Consider the following 15,540-nt stretch of genomic DNA (forward strand, 5'->3'; position numbering starts at 1 on the left):
ACAAAATTATATGAAAGCACTAAAAACAATACTCACAATTACCATCATATCGCTTTTTGCAACTTCGTGTAGCAAACCCGAAGATGGTGCAGTAGGACCACAAGGCGAAACAGGAACTGCCAATGTTATTTATAACAATTGGACTTTAACAAATTTTAATCAGAACGGAACACTTTGGGTTACAGGAATTACCGCTCCAAAAATAACTCAGGATGTTATAGACAAAGGATTGGTTTTAGTTTACATGAAGAATACAAGCGTAACACCCAATCAAATTATCCAATTGAATTTTTCACAAGGCTCTCAATTTGTTACCTTTAATATTGAAGTAGGATTGGTAAATGTTATTTCCAACACAAACTTTAGTGTCTTCCCATTTCGCTACATTATAATACCTGAAGGTGTTTCTGTATCAGGAAAAATGGCAAAATCAAACAAGCCTGATTTTAAGAAAATGTCTTATAGCGAAGTGTGCCAACAACTGCATATCTCTGAATAAATTTAAAAAATTCATAATCAGTAAAAAAGTGTTGTTTTAGTTTTTTACGTTAAGTCTGGCGAAAGTCAGGCTTTTTTTTGAGCAAAATGTTCAAATTAGTAAAAAATCTACTTCAACCCATCAACACTAACATTCACATCACCATTGAATTTGACAAACGCTATAATTGCTTTGTTAGTTAATTGAATTTTTTGAAATTTAATATCATCAATACTTCCATTAATGAAAACTCCTGGCATTGGAGAGTAATTTTTTAGATATTGCATCATGCTTTGTTTGCCTTCGTCCAAATTTTGTTTGATAGAATAACGACAACTTTCCTGAATTTTCTTTAAAACATAACCTTGTGCAAGCCAGTTGGCTGTTCGCATCAATCGGCTTTTGGTGTCTAAAACATAATCTAATTGGTCAAAATAAATTTCTTTGGTAGTCTCATTATATTTTGGAAATCCAGACAAATAAATCATTCCGTTAACGCTTCCTAAAACATCGAGTGCAATGATCATTTTGCCATCTTTATGCCAAATACCAACGTTTTGAACTTTTATTTTTTTGCTTCCCGAACCAAATTCTTGACCAGCAAAATTCTTGGTCATTATAGCTGAAGCGTCTTGATATGTTGAAACCGCAACTATGTTTGCCGTAATTTTATCGGGCATTTTGGCAACTGGTTTCAAAACAATATGATTTTTATCAAACTTAGAAACAGGTTTTTGATTTACTAAGGTTTCAATGTTGCATTTCAATCCCATTTCAAAAGCGATCGTTTCTTTTACAATTTTAGAATCGGTTGTGTACAATTCAATTGGAACTACTCGAAGCCAAGTATTGTAAGTTTCATTCATTTGAAAAGGTGTGCAAATTTTTTCAAGAGCATCTAAAACTTGTGGTTTAAAATCCATTGATTTTTCGATTGATTCGTCAATGCTTTTTTCTATTTTAGAACGAAATAATTTTATGGCAGGATTTATAAGATAAGTAATCGGAACCGCTTTTCCTAAAACCGTTACGGTCGGACTTTCATTCCAATCAAAAGATTTGAGTTCGGTTTTGGTTGAAAGTTTCCAGTTGGTCAGTTTTACATCGCTAAGAAGTGTAATGTTTCCATTCAAATTAAACTCTTTTACATTATATAAATCGACACCTAATTTATTAGTGCCAATTCTGTATTTAATAGCCGCTTTTAAGGGCAAAACGGTTTTAATTTTACCAACGGTTTCAGGATCATTTTGAATGGTAATGGGCGCTTGCTTCCAAATTTTTATTTCTAAATCATCATCTTCTATATTGGTGTCTTCATAAATTAACCCTGTTAGCAGTTTGTTGGTTTGATTTTCAACATCTTTTAGTTTTACCGAAATGGGCAAATCTATAAAAGAAGGCACATTGTCATATAACAATGGTGTTGCGTCGTCTGGTTCGGGTTTTAAAGCATCTATTTTTTGAGTTGAAGAACATCCAAAAAAGAATATTGTTATTGCAATAACGGATATGACTAAAGAAATTTTACCAAGCATTTGTGTATTATTTTGAATGTAAAAATAGTCAATCAAAAATTATTCCATACTATTTGTAACATTTTAGTTATTGTGATGTCTTATTGGTAGCAAAATTTTGTTAAAATTACTATTTGTAACCATACAAAAATTAAATTTGTGCGTTACCTTTGCTTAATTCTGATTGGAATGTTTATGAAAAAAACTAGTTTTATAATCGCTTTATTTTTTGTTTTGACTTCTCAAGCGCAAAACAAAAAATGGACACTCGAAGAATGCGTAAATTATGCTCTAGAAAATAATATTTCTATCAAACTTTCCGATTTAGATTCGAAATCTGCAGCTATTGAAAAAAGTAGCGCTTTTGGAAATTTTTTACCATCGGTTAATGCCAGCGCTTCACATTCTTGGAATATTGGTTTGAATCAAAACATCACAACAGGTTTACTCGAAAATCAAACTACACAATTTACTTCTACTGGATTAAATGCTGGTATTACCATTTATAACGGTTTACAAAATCAAAATCGTCTTCGAAGAGCCAATCTTTCAATAATTGCGGCACAATACCAACTTTCTAAAATGAAAGACGATGTTTCGTTAAATGTTGCTAATGCTTTTTTGCAAATTCTTTTCAATAAAGAAAATTTAAATGTGCTAAAAACTCAATTAGCAAATGACCAAAAATTACTAGTGCGAACAGAAGCATTAGTTGAAGCTGGTTCATTGCCTAGAGGCGATTTGTTTGAAAGTAAAGCAACCATAGCTGCCGATGAGCAACGTATTGTTGTGGCAGAAAATCAGTTGTTGATTTCAAAATTGAGTTTGGCTCAATTACTTCAATTAAAAGAGTTTCAAACTTTTGATATTGAAGATGAAAACTATCCAGCTTTGGTAAGCGAAGTAATGATGCAAACACCAGAAGCAATTTTGCAAAAAGCAAGAGAAAACAGAAACGAACTAAAAATTGCTAGAACAAATGTTGATATAGCCGAAAAAGACATAAAAATTTCAAAAGGTGCTTATCAACCAACTTTGGAAGGATTTTATAGCTTAAGTTCAAGAGTAGGTTATTCCGATAGGGTTGTTGGATTTACCGAAGATACTGCTAATCCAAGTTCACCAATCGGTTTTGTTGATGGAACAAATCAAGTAGTTTTACAGCCAAATTATAAAACCGTTTTGGGAAATCCGTTACCATTTTTTGATCAATTGAGTGATAACAAAGGGCATAATTTTGGATTGCAATTGCGAGTTCCAATATTTAGCGGATTTGCTACAAAAAACAATGTTGAAAGAAGCAAAGTTGCGTTAGAACGTTCCAAAATTAATTTATCGCAAACCGAATTAGATTTGGAAAGAGCAGTTTATACAGCTGTTACCGATGCAAAAGGTGCGTACAACACGATGCAATCAGCTATTGTAACATTGGAAGCTAGAGAATTAGCCTTTAATTATGCCAAAGAAAGATATGCAGTTGGAATGATGAATGCTTTAGACTACAATCAAGCACAATTGTTGTATGCTAATGCACAATCGGAAGTTTTGAGAACCAAATATGATTATATATTTAGAACCAAAATAGTAGAGTTTTATTTTGGTCTACCATTAACAAAAAAACAATAAGATGTCAAAAAAAGTAATTTATTTCATCGTTGGAGCTGTAGTTTTAATAGCTGTTTTATTAGGACTTTCTAAAGCCGGAATTATCGGAAATAAGGATAAAGGTACTGAAGTGGAAATTTCAAAAGCAGACGAAATCACCATAGTTGAAACCGTTTCTGCTACTGGAAAAATTCAACCAGAAATTGAAGTTAAAATTTCATCGGAAGTTTCAGGAGAAATTATTGCTTTGCCAGTAAAAGAAGGTCAAGTTGTAAAAAAAGGTGATTTGTTAGTAAAAATAAATCCCGATTTATATACTTCTGGTTACAATAGAACGGTTGCAGGATTATCGCAAACAAAAGCTGGTTTGAGTCAAGCAGATGCTACTTTTAAAGAAGCTAAAGCTAATTATGAAAGAAACAAAACCCTTTTTGAAAAAGGAATTATTTCAAAATCGGAATGGGATAGAGCGGTTTCTACATTTGAAACGGCACAAGCTTCAAAACAATCAGCTTATTATAATGTTCAGAGTGCTTCTGCAACTGTAAATGAAGCTAAAGACAATCTTGGAAGAACAACAATTTATGCGCCAGCAGATGGAACCATTTCGATGTTGAATGTGGAATTGGGCGAAAGAGTTTTGGGAACGCAACAAATGACTGGAACAGAAATTCTTCGTGTTGCTAACCTAAATAATATGGAAGTCGAAGTTGATGTTAACGAAAATGATATTGTAAAAATTAGCGTTGGTGATGAAGCTAAAGTAGAAGTTGATGCCTATTTAAAAAAAGAATTTAAAGGAATTGTTACAAGTATTTCTAACTCAGCAAGTACAGCTTTAACTTCTGATCAGGTTACAAATTTCAAAGTAAAAGTTAGAATTTTGAAAGAATCCTATCAAGATTTACTAGTTGGCAAACCTGATACTTACTCGCCATTTAGACCTGGAATGACCGCAACCGTTGATATTATTACTAAACGTAAAGAGAAAGTTATTGGAGTTCCTATTAGTTCAGTTGTGATAAAATCAGATACAGCTGCTGTTAAGAAAGTCGAAATGGATATGCCAGCCGATGATGAAGCAGCTAAAGTTACACCAAAAAGCGATAAAAAATACGAATGTGTATTTGTAAAAGTAGGTGATAAAGCCAAAATAAGAATCGTAAAAACAGGAATTCAAGACGATACTAATATAGAAATTACTAGCGGATTGAAAAAAGGAGATGTTGTAATTATTGGACCTTACACAACCGTTTCCAAGGATTTAAACTCCGGAGATAAAGTAGTAGTTTCGGGTGGAAAATCAGAAGAGAAAAAGAGCGGTGTTCAAATTACGGTAAACTAATTTTTTAATTACTTTTTAAAAAAATATATTTTGTACATTTTAAATATAGAAACTGCTACTAAAAACTGTTCGGTAGCACTTGCCAAAAACGGAGAAACTATTATTTGCAAAGAGATTTCAGAATTAGGCTATTCACATGCCGAAAAATTGCATGTTTTTATTGAAGAAATTTGCAATGAAAGCTCGATTCAACTTAAAGATTTGCAAGCAATTGCTGTTAGTAAAGGTCCAGGTTCATATACTGGTTTGCGTATTGGCGTTTCTGCTGCAAAAGGATTTTGTTATGCACTTGATATTCCGCTTATTTCGGTTGATACATTGGCTGTTTTAGCATCACAAGCAGTTTCAAATGCAAAAGAAAACGATTTGATTGTACCAATGATTGATGCTCGTAGAATGGAAGTTTACAGTGCGATTTTCAACAACAAATTAGAAAAAGTAAGAGAAATTGAAGCACAAATTATCGATGAAAATTCGTTTACTTCAATAGAAGAAACCGTTTATTTTGTTGGTGATTCTTCTGAAAAAGCTAAAGCAGTTTTAACTAATTCAAATTTTATTTTTTTAGATGAAATTGTTTATCCATCTGCAAAAGACATGAGTACTATTTCGTTTCAAAAATTCTTGAACAAAGATTTTGAAGATGTTGCTTATTTTGAACCTTTTTATTTGAAAGATTTTTTGATTACAACTTCTAAGAAATAGTTAGAAAGTAGCTATAAAATCTATAATTTTAATCAAATCACTTTCTGAATCAAAATCTATTTTATTTTCTTTTAAGAAAGTTTCGATTGCTTCTTTTTTATCAGGAAAAAGTTTGAGTAATCCTTTTTTGTTTTCAGGAAATTCAGATGTTCCTTTTTCTTTATTTTTTAGAAAAAAAGTATCTCCGCTTTTCACAAACTTAGCTGGCATGTTTACTTCTAAACTTGTTTTTGCTATTTTTTCTTCCATAAAGGTTATATTTTCTTTTTTGAAAAGTATAAAACCATTTAGTTCCTTTAGATTAATTACATAACCATAAAAAAGTTTGTTTTTAGAATTTGTATAAGTTGTGAGCTGGTATTTCTTATTTGTTTCGGTGAAAACAATTGTTCCAAAATCTTCAATTTTATCTAAAATTAAAGTGTCTTTTTGTGCCGAAATAAATTCAAACTCATCATTGAAAACATTATATCGCACGAAGTTTTTTTGCTCAACTGTTCCAACTTTTGCTTGGGAAAACATTTTTTGAGTATAAGGTGAACCAACTATCTTGGTTTTCAAATTACTATTATATTTACTAGTTTTTACAGGCAACTGCGCATATGAATTCAATTGAACAACTAAAACAACAAACAATACTATTTTAAAATTCTTCATATTTACAATTTATTTGTTTCAACAATAACTGGTTTAATTTCAATTCCTGCTTTGTCCAAATCAGCTTTAGCACTTTCAAGAATATAACTACAAACATAAGGAAAATCTTCGTTCTTCGACCAAGCTCTTATGCCTATTTTTATTGCTTGATCAGTTAACTCTTTTACAATTACCGTTGGCTTGGGTTCAGTAAGGATTTTTGGTTCGGATTGGAATATAGTTTCAATTATATCTTTTGCCTTTTTAATATCAGTTGTGTAGCTTAGAGAGATATTCAAATCGGTTCTTCTGTTATGTAATTTAGAATAGTTAATAATCGTACCATTAGACAAAGCGCCATTTGGAACAAAAATCATCTGATTATTTGGTGTTACCAATTGTGTAACGAATATTTGAATATCAACAACTTCTCCAGAAACACCTTGTGCTTCAATAACATCACCAAGCTTGAATGGTTTGAACAAAATAATAAGCATTCCGCCAGCAAAATTTGATAATGAACCTTGCAATGAAAGTCCAACTGCCAAACCAGCAGCTCCCAAAATAGCCACAAATGATGACGATTCAACTCCAAGTTTAGAAATTACCGCAATGAACAGTACAACTCGTAATCCCCAAAAAATAATATCTGTTAAAAACTCAACTAGTGTTGGCTCGATTTCTCTTTTAAACATTATTTTTCTTGCAACTTTCACTATAATTCTAATGGCCCAGATTCCGACAATAAGCAATAATATTGCAGCTAGTAACTTAGGCGAATAGTCTAAAAGAAGTTTGATAAAAGAATCTTTATAGCTTTCAAAAGTTGATATTTCGTTTTTTAGTTCCATAATTTTGTTTGAAAAAGGTGTTTATAAAAAAACCTTCCTATTAATAAGGAAGGTTTGATGATTTTGGGCAAAAATACTAATTTTATTTCACAAATTAGTCGGCTGCTTTTTCAACATTATCAGCTGCATCAGCTACTTTTTCTTCTGCTGAATCAGTAAATGATTCTACTTTTTCTTTTACTGTTTCAACAGCTGAATTTGCCATTTCTTCTGCTTTGTCAGCAAATTCTCCAGCTTTTTCTTTTACTGTTTCAATAGCATTTTCAATAGCTTCACCAGCAGCAGGTACGTACTCGCTTACTTTTTCTTTAGCAATTTCTGCATAATCTTCCACTTTGTCCATTAATGGAGCAGCAGCTTCTTTTGCTTGAGCGATTGCGTCTGACGCCATATTTTCAGCTTTGTCAGCAATTGCATCAACATCAATATTTGCTTTTCCGAATAATCCTTTGATAAAACTTCCTATTCCCATAATTTTTGTGTTTTTTAAAATTAAAGTGCAATTATACGATTAATTTTGAATATGTTAATTTGTTTTTTGTTATTAAAAATTTACAATTTTAAACTTATTCAATTTCAAAGGTCAACTTTAGGTTAACTCTATATTCAGTTACTTTTCCATCTTTTACTTGAGCACTTTGCTCTTGAACATAAACCGAACGAATATGCTTAACAGATTTGGATGCTTTTTCAACCGCTTTTTGTGTTGCATCTTCCCAACTAGTTGTTGAACTAGAAAGTACTTCAATTACTTTTAGTATTGACATGGTAAATTTATTTAAATTAATAACTGTAAAGTTAGCTATTTTTAAAATAAAAAAAATAAAATTATCCATTAATTGCTTCAACTATAATATCTTTATCGTTAAGCATGTCTTTCAACATATTTTCAATACCGCTTTTTAATGTAAAAGTTGACGATGGGCAGCCATTACATGCGCCTTGAAGCACAACTTTTACTCTTTTTTCAGTTTCATCATAAGAATCAAAAAGAATATTTCCTCCATCGGCTTGAACAGCTGGTTTTACATATTCTTCGAGAATATTAATGATTTGTTGTGATGTTGTGTCTAACGAGTCAAAGTTTGTTATCTGTTGTTTTTCAGCTTTTGGATTTTGAGCAACATAATCTTCATTCAAAACAGTACCACCGTTTTCAATATAAAGTTTTATAAAAGAGCGAAGTTCAAGTGTGATATCATTCCAATCATACAAGTCATATTTGGTTATTGAAATATAATTTTCGTCAATAAAAATTTCTTTAACGTAAGCAAATCCGAACAATTCTTTTGCAAGTGGAGAAGGAGCCGTTTCGTCAATATTTTTAAATTCAACCGCTGTTTTTGTGATGAGTTTATTGGCAACAAATTTTAATGTAGCTGGATTTGGAGTTGTTTCGCCATAAACAGTAACAGGTTGTTTTTTGGGAGCATTTTCATCAACAATTACAATTTTTCCGCCTTTGTTTATATAATCTTCTATTTGTTCGGCTACTGCATCTTGCACATCTTCCCATTCAACGATACTAAAACGTTCTATAGCTATAAAATTACCTGAAATATAAACCGTTTTTACAAATGGCAAATAAAATAATTGCTGTGCTAAAGGAGAATTTTTAGCTTCATCTATATTTTTAAATTCAAAATTTTGATTTTCAGTAATGAAATCAGGAAATTCAAACTTAATGATTGTAGGGTTTTGAGTGCTTTTTATATTGATTTTTATCATTTTGATTTAATTTTCTGCAAATTTAACAAAGTTATTTTAAGTGATTGTTTATATTTGGGCAATTAAACAATAATTAACATAATCAGCTTTTTTTGGCGGTTAATTAAACAATTTTAAACATGAAAAGAAGTTTACTTTTTTTATTATTTTTTATTTTTTCTGTCTTTAGTTATGGGCAAACTGATATACAAGTTGTAACAACTGATAATACAAATTATTATGTAACGGGAACAACAAAAACATATTCAGTAACTGTAATAAACATGGGACCTGCAGCTGCTACAAATGTAATTGTTACAAATGCAATTCCGATAGGAATAACAACGTTTAACTGGGTGAGGCCCGACACTGGTTTCACCATTTTCAATAGTCCATTAAATTATACAATACCTACAATGGCTGTTGGAGATGTGGTAACTTTCTTTATAAAATTGGATGTTCCGGTGTTTTACTCAGGAAGTTTGGTGATGCAAACAGTTATTTCGGGAACTAATGTTGATCCTTTTCCGATTTGTAATGGATGTACTGATACAGATACTGTAGCTACAGGTGCTGATATTGTTGTAACTAATACAAATAATCAAACGGTTTACACCCCTGGAACACAGTCAATATATACAGTAAAGGTTAAAAATAATGGACCATTAACTGCCAATAATATTCAAGTTACAAATAATATTCCGAGTGGAATTACTCAGTTTTCATGGAGTGGAAGTAATGGTTCAAGTGGAACTAATGTGGCATTGCAAAATACAATACCGTCTTTAATTGTCGGTCAGGAGGTAGTTTATACTATTACCTTACAAATACCATTAGGTTATACAGGTAATTTGACAAGTCAGGTATCCACTACTAGTACTACAAACGATATTGATCCTTCTTGTACTAATTGTATAGATGTGGATACATTGCCAACTGGAGCTGATATAGTTGTTACAAATACTGACGGTTCAACAACTTACACACAAGGTTCTACGAAAACATATACTTTGACGGTTCATAATAATGGACCAATGGCTGCGACAAATGTTCTAGTTTCAAATGCAATTCCAAATGGGATAACACAATTTTCATGGACAGGAACTAATGGTTCTACAGGAACAAACGTACCATTAAATGACACTTTATTTTCATTAGCTAATGGAGCAAGTGTTGTTTATACAATTACATTACAAGTTCCAAGTACTTATACAGGAAACTTAACAACTGAGGCTGTTGTTACAAGTAGTACAAGTGATCCAAATCCAGGATGCACTCAGTGTATTGATGTGGACACACCCGTTTTGACATCCTTAGCAGATATTGTTATTACCAATACAGATAATAAAAATGTTTACTTCAAAGGAGCGAATTCTGTTTATACTGTTATAGTAACTAATAATGGTCCCGCAACAGCTAACTATGTACATGTGATTAATGCAATTCCTGCTGGAATTACACAGTTTTCATGGACTGGAAGTAACGGTTCGAGTGGGACAAATGTAGCTTTGAATGATGTTATCCAAACGCTTCAAAGTGGTTCATCTGTTACGTATACAATTACACTTTTTGTTCCTTTAACTTATGCTGGAAACTTAGTTAGTACAGCTGTTGTAACAAGTAATACTTCTGATCCTAACATTGCTTCCAACCAAAGCACAGATACTGATACTTTAGCCATTGGAGCAGATCTTTTGGTAACAAACACTAATAATCAAAATTCTTATGTGCCAGGAAGTATAGTAGTTTATAATGTTACAGTAACTAATAATGGTCCGAGTAATGCTATAAATGTTTTAGTAGCAAACCCAATTCCTGCAGGAGTAACCTTGTTTTCTTGGACAGGAAGTAATGGTTCAAGCGGAACAAATGTTGCTTTAAGTAATCCTATAGCTAATCTTGCAATTGGAGCAACTGTGACTTATACTATAACTGTTCAAGTTCCATTAACATATACTGGAAATTTAACAAGCACAACTACAGTAACAAGTGCAACAGCTGATCCTGTTCCTAATACACCAGTTGTTGATAGCGATCCAATGAGACAATCAGATGTTGTTATTACAAATACTAATAATCAAAATAGTTATATTCCAGGAGGGACATCTGTATATACTGTTACAGTAACAAATAATGGACCAACGGAAGCTTTAAATGTCCAAGTAACAAATCCAATCCCAGCAGGAATTACTCAGTTTTCTTGGACAGGAAGCAATGGTTCAAGTGGAACAAATGTTGCTTTGAGCAATTTGATTCCTTTGTTGCTTAACGGACAATCGGTTGTTTATACAATTACAATTCAAGTACCTTTAACTTTTACAGGTCTTTTAGATAGTGATGCTACTGTAACATGTGCTACAGACACTATTTTGGCTTCTAATCAAATGATTGATTCAGATACACTAGCAGTTGGGGCTGATATTGTTGTGACTAATACTAATGGTCAAACCTTTTACACAAAAGGGTCAACAACAATTTATACGGTTACTGTTACAAATAATGGTCCTCAAAATGTTACAAATGTAAATGTAAGCAATCCAATTCCAGCGGGTATTACTCAATTTTCTTGGGTTGGTAGCAATGGGTCAAGTGGTACAAATGTACCATTAACTAATACAATCGCCTCTTTATTAAATGGACAAACAGTAACCTATACAATTACCGTTCAAATTCCAGTAGGCTTTACAGGAAATCTAACCAGTACAGCAGGCGCGGTAACAACAAGTGCAGTAACAGATCCAAATCCATCGTGTTTATTATGTGTGGATACAGATACTTTAGGTCAGACAGATGTTTCAGTTGTTACAACAAACAATCAAGTTTTTTATACACCAGGAGGTTCAAGCGTTTATATGGTTACAGTTACCAATAATGGTACATTCACTGCTTCAAACATTCAGGTTAATAATCCTATTCCTTCTGGAATAACCCAATTTTCTTGGAATGGAAATAGCGCAACAGGAACCAATGTTCCTTTGACAAACACAATAAGTTCATTAGCACCTGGAGCTTCTGTTGTTTATACCATTACTATTCAAGTTCCTCTAGCTTTTACTGGTTATTTAAGTAGTCAAGCAACAATAACTACTTCAACTCCAGATACTAATACAGCTAACAATACATCAATAGATTCAGATTTATCCAATTTAGATGCCGATGTTGTTATTGTAAATACCGATTCAAACACTACATATACAGCAGGACAAACAAGAAGTTATACTGTAAGTGTTACTAATTATGGTCCAGGAGTAGCAACAAATGTTAATATTCAAAATGCTTTTTCTTCGGCAATTTTGCCTTCAATGGTTAACTGGTCAGGAAATTCAACTTCTAATTCAGGATTTTTAAATAATACGATTGCAACATTAGCAGTTGGTCAAACAATTACTTATATAGTATCAGTTGCAATTCCAAGTGATTACAATCAGCTTGCAAATTTAGTAAATGAAGTATTTGTAACGAGTACTACTAATGATCCAAATTCTAGTTGCTCTCAATGTGTAGATATCGATACTCCAAGTCCTTTTGCTGATATTAAAACCACCAAAACAGATGGACAATCTCAATTTTTATTAAATAGTGATTTAACTTATACTATTACAATATATAACGCTGGACCAAGTAATGCTTCTAATGTTACTGTTTCTGATCCTCTGCCTGTTGGTATAACAACTATGAGTTGGTCTGGTAGCAATGGAAAAATAGGAACAGGTGCACTTTCAGATGTTATTCCAAGTTTAGCAGTCGGACAAGTTGTTACCTATTTAGTAACTATAAAAGTTCCAGTTGTATACAGTCCACCAGATCCGCTTAATCCAAGTCAATCTTTGGTTAATCTAACAAATAAGGTTACAGTAACAAGCGCTACACCTGATCAAAACCCATTTTGTGCAAACTGTATTGATATTGATACACCAAGAGTTGATTATGTAACTGTTAACTCTACTAATTATACAGTTAGTAATCTTATTAAAGATGTTTTGATTGCTTCTCCATGTGTTAATATTTCTCTTTTTGATTCTTCACCCGCAGTCAGTTTTGGTTATTTTAATCGAAATAATTCTAAGTTTCCTATAAAAGAAGGGATTTTAATTAGATCGGGTGAGGTTCAGCGAACACAAGGAAAATATGATGAAGGGGATACATCGGTATTTCCTAACAATATTTCTTCTATTGGATCTGGAGTTACAGATACTGATTTACGCAATATAAATGTTGCAAATGGTAATAATGGTTCAATTAATGATGCCTCGTATGTTAAATTTAATTTTGTGCCCACACAAGATAATTTTAGCTTTGATTTTCTTTTTGCTTCACAAGAATATGGAGAATATCAATGTGGTTTTTCAGATGCTTTTGCTTTTATTTTGACCGATTTAGTTACAAATGTGAAAACTAATTTAGCGGTGGTTCCAAGTACGACTACTCCAGTTTCAGTAACAAATATTAGAAAACAGCAATATAATAGTAGTTGTCCAAATGCAAATCCTACATTATTTGGGAAATATAATAAATCAACATCTTTTGGGGCTCCTGAAACAGCTTCTGCTGCTAATGTGGCTGCTTCTGAAATTAACATGAGAGGTCAAACGGTTTTGTTAACAGCTTCTACAACCGTAATTCCTAATCGTGCTTATAATATTAAATTAGTTATTGGAGATTATAATGATTCCGCATTTGATTCAACAGTTTTTATTGCCGCAGGGAGTTTTAATCTTGGACAGCCTGTAATTGAAGGAACTGGTCTTAACGCTGGTATGACTAACTTTAGTTTGTGTGAAGGAAATACATATGTAATTCAAGCAGGATCAGCTCCAAATCCTAATGTAACTTATACTTGGAAAAAGGATGATGTTTTGATACCTGGTGAAACCAACTATAATTTAACAGTAACTGATGCAGGGGTTTATACAGTAATAATAACTTATGCAACCGGTTGTGCTCAAAGTGATACCATAGATTTGCAGTTTACAATTCCAACACCAATACCACTACTTGAGCCAAACACAGTAACGCTTTGTCAAGGAAGTGCTACTAACTTCAATTTAAAACAAAATGAGCCAGTAGTTTTAGGAACTTTAAATCCAAGTGATTATTATATTTCTTACTATTTAGACGCGGCAACAGCTAATCTTGGTTTCCCTGAAATACCAAATCCAACTGCATTTCCCGGAACAGAAGGGCAAGAAATATTTATGCGTATTGAGCCACTTTCAGGAAGTTTATGTGCTCCAGTAAAATCATTTTTGTTGCATTTCAATACTCCACCAAGTGGAACTTTTGAATATACTGAAGATGGAGGTGATCCAGGTTTTTGTAGAAACTCAACTACTTCTCTATTGCCAACACCTTTAACACCGTTGACAGCTGGTGGAGAATATACAATATCACCAACTGTTGGATTATTAATTAATTCAACAACGGGAGCATTAGATTTGACAAATGCAACAGCTGGAACATATACAATTAATTATAAAATATTGGCTTCTGGTGGTTGCCCAGAATATAACACAACAGCAACTGTAAACATTATTTCTTGTAGTTGTAGTGTTATTACTAATCCTGGACCAATTTGTTATGGAGATTCTTTCAGTTTGAATGCAACTCCTGAGCCAGGAGCTGCAAGTTATTCTTGGTCATTAAATGGGAATGTTATTTCAACTTCTTTGAATAATACTGCAGTTCCTTTTCCAACTACAGCAACTCCTCCATATGTTTATACTTTAAATGTTTATGATGCGTTAAATAATCTTATATGTGATACAGATATTACTTTGAATGTCACTCAACCACCAGCGCTAGTAATCACCAATCCATCTTCGGTTTGTTTCCCAACCACGGTTGATATTACCGCTTCAGTAGTAACAGCAGGAAGTACGAACTTGGGAGCATTGACATATTGGACAAATGCGGCAGCGACTAGCTCGTTAGCAACTCCAACAGCCATAGCAACTAGTGGAACGTATTATATTAAGAGTACTACAGGTAGTTGTGTTGATATTAAACCAGTAGTTGTAACAATAAATACAACACCAGTATTAAAGATAGTAAATCAACCATCAGTTTGTACACCAACAACAGTGAATATTACAACAAGTTCTGTAATTACAGGCAACACAGGAGGCGGAACTTTATCCTATTGGACAGATGCAGCAGCTACTGTCTCGTTAGCGACTCCAGCAGCCATAGCAACTAGTGGAACGTATTATATTAAGAGTGCCAATGGAGTTTGTTTTGATATAGAGCCCGTAGTTGTAACAGTAGTTGCAACACCAGCGCTAGTAATCACCAATCCAGCTTCGGTATGTTTCCCAACCACGGTTGATATTACAGCTTCAGCAGTAACAGCAGGAAGTACGAACTTGGGAGCATTGACATATTGGACAAATGCAGCGGCAACTACCTCGTTAGCAACACCAACAGCCATAGCAACTAGTGGAACGTATTACATTAAGAGTACTACAGGTAGTTGTGTTGATATCAAACCAGTAGTTGTAACAATAAATACAACACCAGTATTAACGATAGTAAATCCACCATCTGTTTGTACACCATCAACGGTAAACATTACAACAAGTTCTGTAATCACAGGCAACACAGGAGGCGGAACTTTATCCTATTGGACAGATGCAGCAGCTACTGTCTCGTTAGCGACTCCAACAGCCATAGCAACTAGTGGAACGTATTATATTAAGA

At 33.0% G+C, this 15,540-nt stretch carries 11 protein-coding genes; 5 read left to right on the forward strand and 6 right to left on the reverse strand.

Going from position 1 to position 15,540, the window contains the following annotated elements:
* Positions 1–10 precede the first annotated feature (10 nt).
* Positions 11–499, forward strand: a complete 489-nt coding sequence (locus tag O9267_RS09395) for a hypothetical protein (protein ID WP_298178535.1) — start codon at positions 11–13, stop codon at positions 497–499.
* A gap of 107 nt (positions 500–606) precedes the next feature.
* Here the strand turns inward: O9267_RS09395 and O9267_RS09400 are convergent, their stop codons facing one another.
* Positions 607–2,016 (reverse strand): DUF4403 family protein, encoded by a 1,410-nt coding sequence (locus tag O9267_RS09400; protein ID WP_298178538.1) that lies wholly within the window; start codon positions 2,014–2,016, stop codon positions 607–609.
* Between the two features lie 174 nt (positions 2,017–2,190).
* On the opposite strand from O9267_RS09400, the gene O9267_RS09405 reads away from it, so the two are divergent.
* The 3 genes from O9267_RS09405 to tsaB are packed head-to-tail and all read left to right on the forward strand — an operon-like array spanning position 2,191 to position 5,650.
* On the forward strand, positions 2,191–3,621 hold the full coding sequence (locus O9267_RS09405; RefSeq protein WP_298178541.1) for a TolC family protein: 1,431 nt from the start codon (positions 2,191–2,193) through the stop codon (positions 3,619–3,621).
* A gap of 1 nt (position 3,622) precedes the next feature.
* Entirely contained in the window at positions 3,623–4,945 is a 1,323-nt protein-coding gene (locus O9267_RS09410; protein WP_298178543.1) for an efflux RND transporter periplasmic adaptor subunit, read from the forward strand.
* Between the two features lie 27 nt (positions 4,946–4,972).
* A complete protein-coding gene (tsaB, locus tag O9267_RS09415; RefSeq protein WP_298178567.1) occupies positions 4,973–5,650 on the forward strand; it encodes a tRNA (adenosine(37)-N6)-threonylcarbamoyltransferase complex dimerization subunit type 1 TsaB in 678 nt (225 codons plus the stop codon).
* On the opposite strand, the gene O9267_RS09420 is transcribed toward tsaB, so the two are convergent.
* The 5 genes from O9267_RS09420 to O9267_RS09440 form a co-directional block, all read right to left on the reverse strand.
* Positions 5,651–6,307 (reverse strand): hypothetical protein, encoded by a 657-nt coding sequence (locus O9267_RS09420; protein WP_298178546.1) that lies wholly within the window; start codon positions 6,305–6,307, stop codon positions 5,651–5,653. It lies immediately after the preceding gene.
* Positions 6,308–6,309: 2 nt separating this feature from the next.
* A complete protein-coding gene (locus O9267_RS09425) occupies positions 6,310–7,137 on the reverse strand; it encodes a mechanosensitive ion channel domain-containing protein (protein WP_298178548.1) in 828 nt (275 codons plus the stop codon).
* Positions 7,138–7,231: 94 nt separating this feature from the next.
* On the reverse strand, positions 7,232–7,609 hold the full coding sequence (locus O9267_RS09430) for a hypothetical protein (protein ID WP_298178550.1): 378 nt from the start codon (positions 7,607–7,609) through the stop codon (positions 7,232–7,234).
* Positions 7,610–7,703: 94 nt separating this feature from the next.
* Positions 7,704–7,904 (reverse strand): dodecin family protein, encoded by a 201-nt coding sequence (locus tag O9267_RS09435; protein ID WP_298178553.1) that lies wholly within the window; start codon positions 7,902–7,904, stop codon positions 7,704–7,706.
* A gap of 61 nt (positions 7,905–7,965) precedes the next feature.
* Complete coding sequence (locus O9267_RS09440) at positions 7,966–8,865, reverse strand: NifU family protein (protein WP_298178556.1); 900 nt, start codon at positions 8,863–8,865, stop codon at positions 7,966–7,968.
* Between the two features lie 119 nt (positions 8,866–8,984).
* On the opposite strand from O9267_RS09440, the gene O9267_RS09445 reads away from it, so the two are divergent.
* A partial coding sequence (locus O9267_RS09445; protein ID WP_298178559.1) for a choice-of-anchor L domain-containing protein occupies positions 8,985–15,540 on the forward strand: 6,556 nt, incomplete at its 3' end.

Origin of the sequence: Flavobacterium sp., assembly GCF_027531705.1 — a bacterium.
Lineage (GTDB): Bacteria > Bacteroidota > Bacteroidia > Flavobacteriales > Flavobacteriaceae > Flavobacterium.

What these genes read in the sequence shown, in the direction of transcription:
- O9267_RS09420 (WP_298178546.1), bottom strand. Translation starts at nt 6,307, where the DNA reads ATGAAGAATTTTAAAATAGTATTGTTTGTTGTTTTAGTTGTTCAATTG.
- O9267_RS09400 (WP_298178538.1), bottom strand. Translation starts at nt 2,016, where the DNA reads ATGCTTGGTAAAATTTCTTTAGTCATATCCGTTATTGCAATAACAATA.
- O9267_RS09440 (WP_298178556.1), bottom strand. Translation starts at nt 8,865, where the DNA reads ATGATAAAAATCAATATAAAAAGCACTCAAAACCCTACAATCATTAAG.
- O9267_RS09410 (WP_298178543.1), top strand. Translation starts at nt 3,623, where the DNA reads ATGTCAAAAAAAGTAATTTATTTCATCGTTGGAGCTGTAGTTTTAATA.
- O9267_RS09395 (WP_298178535.1), top strand. Translation starts at nt 11, where the DNA reads ATGAAAGCACTAAAAACAATACTCACAATTACCATCATATCGCTTTTT.
- O9267_RS09405 (WP_298178541.1), top strand. Translation starts at nt 2,191, where the DNA reads ATGAAAAAAACTAGTTTTATAATCGCTTTATTTTTTGTTTTGACTTCT.
- O9267_RS09430 (WP_298178550.1), bottom strand. Translation starts at nt 7,609, where the DNA reads ATGGGAATAGGAAGTTTTATCAAAGGATTATTCGGAAAAGCAAATATT.
- O9267_RS09425 (WP_298178548.1), bottom strand. Translation starts at nt 7,137, where the DNA reads ATGGAACTAAAAAACGAAATATCAACTTTTGAAAGCTATAAAGATTCT.
- O9267_RS09435 (WP_298178553.1), bottom strand. Translation starts at nt 7,904, where the DNA reads ATGTCAATACTAAAAGTAATTGAAGTACTTTCTAGTTCAACAACTAGT.